The 7,024-nt window shown below is 39.1% G+C and carries 5 protein-coding genes; 2 read left to right on the plus strand and 3 right to left on the minus strand.

From position 1 onward, the window contains the following. The coding region (locus ACQR30_RS01990) for an aldo/keto reductase (protein WP_429730520.1) at positions 1-881 on the plus strand (881 nt) is incomplete at its 5' end. A gap of 205 nt (positions 882-1,086) precedes the next feature. Beyond that, complete coding sequence (locus tag ACQR30_RS01995) at positions 1,087-2,163, plus strand: NADH:flavin oxidoreductase/NADH oxidase (protein WP_429730523.1); 1,077 nt, start codon at positions 1,087-1,089, stop codon at positions 2,161-2,163. A 43-nt stretch (positions 2,164-2,206) separates the two neighbouring features. On the opposite strand, the gene rhaM is transcribed toward ACQR30_RS01995, so the two are convergent. From rhaM to uvrA, 3 genes are all read right to left on the minus strand, one after another. Continuing rightward, entirely contained in the window at positions 2,207-2,521 is a 315-nt protein-coding gene (gene rhaM, locus ACQR30_RS02000) for an L-rhamnose mutarotase (protein WP_429730525.1), read from the minus strand. A 35-nt stretch (positions 2,522-2,556) separates the two neighbouring features. Next, the gene (locus ACQR30_RS02005; protein ID WP_429730529.1) at positions 2,557-4,692 is read right to left on the minus strand and encodes a hypothetical protein; all 2,136 of its coding nucleotides are present in this window, start codon (positions 4,690-4,692) and stop codon (positions 2,557-2,559) included. A 400-nt stretch (positions 4,693-5,092) separates the two neighbouring features. Further along, positions 5,093-7,024: excinuclease ABC subunit UvrA (uvrA, locus tag ACQR30_RS02010; RefSeq protein WP_429730531.1), on the minus strand; the 1,932-nt coding region annotated here is incomplete at its 5' end.

Raw genomic sequence — 7,024 nt, forward strand, 5'->3', positions numbered from 1 at the left:
TAGATTCCGGCATCAATTTTATCGATACAGCCAACATATACTCTTTTGGGCTCTCTGAAAAGCTATTAGGGCAGTCTTTAAAAGATTTGGGCATAAACCGCAACGAAATAGTTATCGCAACTAAAGTCTTGGGCAGAATGAACGAAAAACCCAATAGCGCCGGGCTTTCCCGTTATCATATTTTTAATTCTGTAGATGAGAGTTTGCAAAGACTGCAAATGGATCATATAGATTTATTATATGTACACGGTGTAGATCCGCTGACTCCGATAGAAGAAATAATGCACAGTTTAAACGATATTGTTTTAAGTGGAAAAGCGCGATATATAGCTGTTTGTAATTGGCCTGCTTGGATGGTCATGAAAGCGCAGGGAATTGCTGAGGTAAATGGCTGGAATAAATTTGCCGCCCTTCAGTATTATTATTCCTTAGCTACAAGAGATATAGAACGTGAAATTATTCCTTTAGCGCTTGATCAGAATTTGCCCATAATGCCTTGGAGCCCTCTGGCCGGAGGCTTTCTTTCCGGAAAATACACACGCAACAACGAAAAAGCAGGTGACGCTCGCAGAGATCAATTTGATTTTCCGCCAATAAATAAAGAAAAGGCTTATGACATTGTCGATGTATTAGCGAAAATGGCGAAACAGAAAGAAGTGTCCGTTGCACAGCTGGCATTGGCTTGGGTGCGCATGCAATCGGGTATTACCAGTACCATTATCGGGGCTAAAAAAATAGAACAGCTGCAACAAAACATCGCTTCCACTTCTGTAGAGTTGTCAGGTGATGATTTAAGTAAAATAGATAAGATAAGTGCGCTATTAAAGGAATATCCCGAATGGATGGTTGAGCGTCAAAATGCGTATAGAAGCCTGTCCTAAGACTTAAAATATCATTCATCAAAATACCTTGAGCAGTCTAAAGTCATTTTTGTAGACTATCCGTTGCTTTTATTAAGAGGTGGCGCCAAAAGGTTTTTAGCATGGAGCGCAGACACAACCGAGGTAGGTCTTTTTGTTAGATTTAATTTACAGAGTAGTCTCAATAATTTTCATTTGTTAATCAAATTCACTTTAAACAGTTGCAATGAGTAAACTTTTATCTTCACTGACTATCAGAAATACAATATTTAAAAACCGCCTGGTGGTTTCTCCGATGTGCCAATATGCTTCTACCGACGGATTTGCCAATAACTGGCATTTAGTTCACCTGGGTAGTCGTGCTGTTGGCGGCGCGTCATTAATTATACAGGAAGCATCTTCCATTTCACCCGAAGGGAGAATAACTTACGCCGACATGGGCATTTGGAAAGACGAACATATCGCTAAACTAAAAGAAATCGTTGATTTCATTCATCAACAGGATGCTTTAGCTGGTATTCAGCTGGCACATGCGGGAAGGAAAGCTTCTTGCGAAGTTCCTTGGAAAGGGGGTAGGCAAATCCCATTAAATGAGCCTAACAGTTGGCAGACAGTTTCTGCAAGTGCTACACCTTTTAGAGAAGGGGATCAGGAACCGCTGGCGATGGATAAAGAGGCTATAAGTAAAGTAATTCATGATTTTGCGGCTGCAACAAGACGAGCTGCACAAGTGGGCTATGATGTCGTAGAAATTCATGCAGCACATGGTTATTTGCTGCACCAGTTTTATTCCCCGTTGAGTAACGAGCGGGCGGATGAATATGGTGGTAGTTTTGAAAATCGTGTAAGATTATTATTGGAAGTTACGGAAGCGGTCAAAAAAGAATGGGGTAGCGAAAAACCGCTTTTTGTACGCATTTCAGCATCTGACTGGACAGAAGGTGGATGGACAATAGATGACTCTGTAAAATTAACCCGAATGCTACAGGAAAGAGGTGTCGATTTGCTGGACGCATCGTCAGGAGGCAATGTGCCAAAGGCAAAAATCCCTAATAAACCTGGTTATCAGGTTCCTTTTGCCGCGTCCATTAAAAAACAAACCGGCATACTTACCGGTGCGGTCGGACTTATTACCACAGCACAACAAGCCAACGAAATCCTTTTAGAGCAAGAAGCTGATTTAATATTAATGGCAAGGGAAAGCCTGCGCAATCCCTATTTTCCATTGTATGGGGCAACGGCATTGGGTGATGATGTTAAATTTCCCGTTCGGTACGAAAGGGCAGCGCCTATAATAGTATAATTTTTTGCTATCCATATTTAATTGATGAACCCGGAAAGAGTGGTCACTCTAAAAAAAATACATTTTTAAGTGGAACAGAAATGGGAGAAGCGTCGTCGTTAGTTTCCATAATCGCTTGCATATAAAGCCACCATTTTTTCATTAGTGGTTCGTTGGATAAATATTTCAGTTGATCTTCATTATTCACGAGATAAGTCGCAAACAATATATTCGTTTCTTCATCAAGGAAAATAGAATAGTCACTGATGGAATATTTTTTTAGAAGCGTAACTAACTCCGGCCAGATTTCATCATGTCGCTTTTTATATTCATTCTTTTTGCCGGCATGCAATTTCATTTTAAAAGCTAATCTTTTCATAGTGGATTTTTTGTTAAGCTAAAATTTACTGTAAACTAGGGGAGTGGTGATAACCCCTCCCATTTTACTTTCCAATTTTTTCTATCAAAGCCCGGCGTAGGCGTTTTGTTCCCGTCAAAGCCAGCACACATCAATGCAATAGCCGATAATAATCCACCATTGCCTGGCAAGTAGATAGTTAATCGACTATCTTGATAATTATTACCATTGGGTAAATAGGTATTAGTTGTTACATTTTTGAATAAAGCGTCAACGGCTTCATCTGGAAGGTGTAATCTTGTTGCCGTCATCGCAACCAAAGGAAAATCCCATCCCCAAGTATGATCCCAATGCCATACTTTTTTTACTTTGAAAAAGGTCCTTTTCATTACGGATGTGTCTAAGCCGTCAGCCGCCCCAAAGCTGGCCAGTGCAGCTAAAACAGCTGGGTGATCAACTGTAACCTTGCTATCCGGAGCATAACAGTCGGGTGTGCTTTGGGTAGCTAAATATAGTCCATCTTTCTGCGGCAAGGGTGCTAAATTCTTTATGATATTCTCCCATTTTTTATTCTTCTGCAAACCAGATCTTACCCGCCATTTTTGCGCCATATTTAAAGCCCAGTACCAATAACTTAATTCATATGTAGGATTAAAGGTTTCCGTTGCATTAAAACATTCTTGTGCCGGGATAATACCCTTACCTAAATTATATTTCCCGGTAGCTGAATCATAGGTGGCGAAAGAAGCCATAAAATCTGCTGTTTCAAATACGAGGTGTTTGTATTTCTCTATAATAGATTTTTGCTTTTTATCTCTGTAAAGTAGCTCGGCTAAATAAATTAGATGCGGTTGCTCCCATATTAAAAATGCACCAACTGACGAGGGTGATTCGTTCCCTGAATTATCGACCATCTTTGGCCACCTGACGCCTTGATAGCCTTGTCTTTGTGCTAATGCTTTTGCTTTGCTTTCAATCTTAAAATACCAATCGAGACTTTTCTCTAAGAGTTCCGGATGGCCCCACAAAGCAAAATGCGCTGCGTGCCACCAAAACATTTCTAAGTGTTCTTTTCCGTACCAGCTATTGTAGGTGAGTCCGGTTTCTTGAGGAGGAAAACTTCCGGCGCATTGTACACGCGTTAAATATTCTGACAAAATAATTCTTCTTTCCAGCTCAAAGGCCCTTTTATCTTTACTTCCTGCGAAGTCAATTGCACCACCTTCTTCCCAAAAGTTTTTCCAAGATAAAAAATTACTATTTTTTATTTGTGCTAGATTGTCTTTTACGATATCCTTTTTTTGGGAAAACACGCCGTTAAATTCAAATTCATCTGTATTTTTCGGCTCTAATAAAAAGAAATTGGGCCGAGAAGAATCGATGTCCACTGCGCTATTCCAATTGGTATTCAAATAATAAACAGTACTGTCCAATTGATGTACAAAATAACCTTTATTTTTCTGTGTATAATTAAAGAAACTTTTTTGGGATGAGGTATCCTTAAAATAAGTTCCTTTATCCGAGAAGTCTCCTGTAGGGTAAGGAAATGCCACTCGAATAAATAGGCGACCCATTTTTAGGAGATTAGAATGAACTTTAAAGGAAATGCCATCTTTCTGCTGATTAGCATAGGTATAAACCGTTACAGGGGTGCCCTCTAAAGTAAAGCTGCTAATTAATTCTCCCTTCCATAATAGCAAATGCTGATTGATATTCTTAATATCGGAGAGGGTAGCTCTTTGTCCATTCTTTTTGAGTAATACAAAGCCAATATTGCCCAATTGTAACCGGTGTGGGTTTACTCTAAAATAATCAACAGCAGCCTTATCTTTTGCAGGATATTTTATTTGTACGCTATAGGAAACTTGCCGGCCATTCTGCGTAATATATTTATAACTCTGGCTTCTTTTGTAATGATGAATATTGGGAAAACTATGCCATCCCCATTCAGACTCAGTCCCCAGGGGAACGCCATTTTCATAATCTTTATAAAAAGTTTGTAGTCCGGTGATGTCAACAGTAAAAGCAAAGCCGCCGTTACCCATTGTGATAGATGCAAGTGTATCCGCTTTATGAGCAATTATGTCGTGTCTGGTAACGACTTCTTTGCGGTTAATAGAATCCTTATATGATGCAAAGAGATTGCCCCCTAGTGTGAGAAATAAAAAAGAGATTAAAATAGGTCTTATCATGCGCTTCTACGGTTTTAAAATGGAATTTACTACTGTTAAATGAACTATTTGATAAAGCTGAATTTATTGTTTTTTTACTTGCGAATGTTTGTTATCGTTCTAAGGCAATAAAAAAGGTTACTGTCTAAGAATTCAAGTTATTGATCGCTAATTTATTATTACAGCATATTGCTATGCGTTAAGTGCGTCCATTCTTTTACTAAAAGTTCATTACATAAAATGATGATAGGAGCACCCAATCTTTTATCAAAAGCTAATTCATTTATCCCATGAATTGAATGTATAAAGATATTAGCACAAGATGGTAATACTATCCTGCACCATCCTGCTAGGCTACAAAAGATTGGGACGTCTGTTGAAAGCGATTTTTTGGATATGAATTTTATTTTAAAAGCTGATGCTACAGAAATTTTCCGGTAAAACTGTTCTTTACTTTTTTTAGATCTTTTGGAATCCCTTCAAAAACGAGATTTCCACCGCCTTCTCCCGCCTCAGGACCGAGGTCAATTACCCAGTCGGCCGATTTTATGACATCTGTATTGTGTTCGATAATTATTAAAGAATGACCTTGCTCTATCAATGCATTAAAAGAGGCGAGTAGCTTTTTTATATCGTGAAAGTGAAGGCCTGTTGTGGGTTCGTCAAAAAGAAATAATATATTTCCATGACCTTTGCCTTTGCCTAAAAAACTAGCTAGTTTTACGCGCTGTGCTTCGCCACCACTTAATGTATTGGAGGATTGTCCAAGTTTTATATAGCCTAAACCGACGTCATGCAGTGGTTGCAACGCTTTAGTTAAATTATTTTCTTCTTTGAAAAAGTCAATCGCTTCATCCACACTCATTTCAAGTACATCATAAATGCTTTTATTTTTATAATGTACTTCGAGCACCTCCTCTTTAAAACGCTGTCCTTTACATACATCACAGGTTAAATGGACATCAGCTAGAAATTGCATCTCAATGGTTTGTTCGCCTTCACCCTTACAAGCATCGCAACGTCCACCGTCTACATTAAACGAAAAATGCTTGGCTTGAAAGCCGCGTATTTTTGCAAGGTGTTGCCGGGCAAACAAATTTCTGATCTCATCGTAGGCTTTTATGTACGTTACGGGGTTGCTGCGTGAAGATTTTCCAATTGGATTTTGATCCACCAATTCTATTTGTTGAATATCATTTATATCGCCGTTAATACTTTCGTGCTCCCCCACTTTATCTGATGTGCCACTTTTCATCTTCATCAATCCGGGATACAAGATTTGCTTAACTAAGGTGGTTTTGCCGCTACCTGAAACACCTGTCACTACGCACATAACATTTAATGGGAATGTTACATCGATGTTTTTTAGATTATTTTGACGAGCGCCCTTCACTGTTATTTTACCGGTAAACTTTCGCGTCGTTTTGGGTGGTTCTATTGTATATTCTCCGGTTAGGTATTTTCCCGTTAGGCTTTTTGGATTAGCGATTAATTCTTTGTAATTGCCTTCAGCAATTACCTCTCCGCCGAGATATGATGCAAGCGGACCCATGTCAATAATATGGTCGGCCTCGCGCATCATCATTTCATCGTGTTCTACTACTACAACTGTATTATCTAAGGCTTTTAATTGATGCAATACTTTAATCAAACGATCGGTATCACGAGAATGCAGACCAATAGAAGGCTCATCTAAAATATATAACGAATTGGTTAGATTGCTGCCCAAACTTCTTGTCAGTTGTATTCTCTGACTTTCGCCGCCGCTTAAAGTGTTGGCTAACCGGTCTAAACTTAAATAACCCAGACCTACATCCAGCAATGTTTGTAATCGTTGATGAATTTCGATCAGTAATCTTTTTGCTATTTGCGATTGATGGTTTGTTAGTTTCAATTCATCAAACCAGATCTTTAATTTTTCCACCGGTAAACGACATAGTTCACCAATATGTTTACCGCCAATTTTTATATATAATGCTTCGGGGCGCAGACGGTAACCATCACAATCGGGACAATCGGCGCGGCCACGATAGCGGCTTTGCAAAACACGATATTGTACTTTGTAGAGATGTTGCTGTACATCTTTGAAGAAATCATTAATGCCATATGCTTCACTATTGCCTTTCCAAAGAACATTTTTTTGTTCGTCAGATAATTCGTTGTAAGGCTTATGGATCGGGAAGGCGAACTTGTGTGCATTTTTCACAAACTGTTCTTTCCACCAAACCATTTTTTCGCCTTTCCAGGGAGCGACTACTCCTTCAAAAACACTTAGTCTTTTATCAGGAATAACTAATTCTTTATCGATGCCCAATACCTGTCCAAAACATTCGCAGGTAGGGCAAGCACCGAA

The sequence above is a fragment of the Arachidicoccus sp. genome, from assembly GCF_050436765.1.
GTDB lineage: Bacteria > Bacteroidota > Bacteroidia > Chitinophagales > Chitinophagaceae > Arachidicoccus.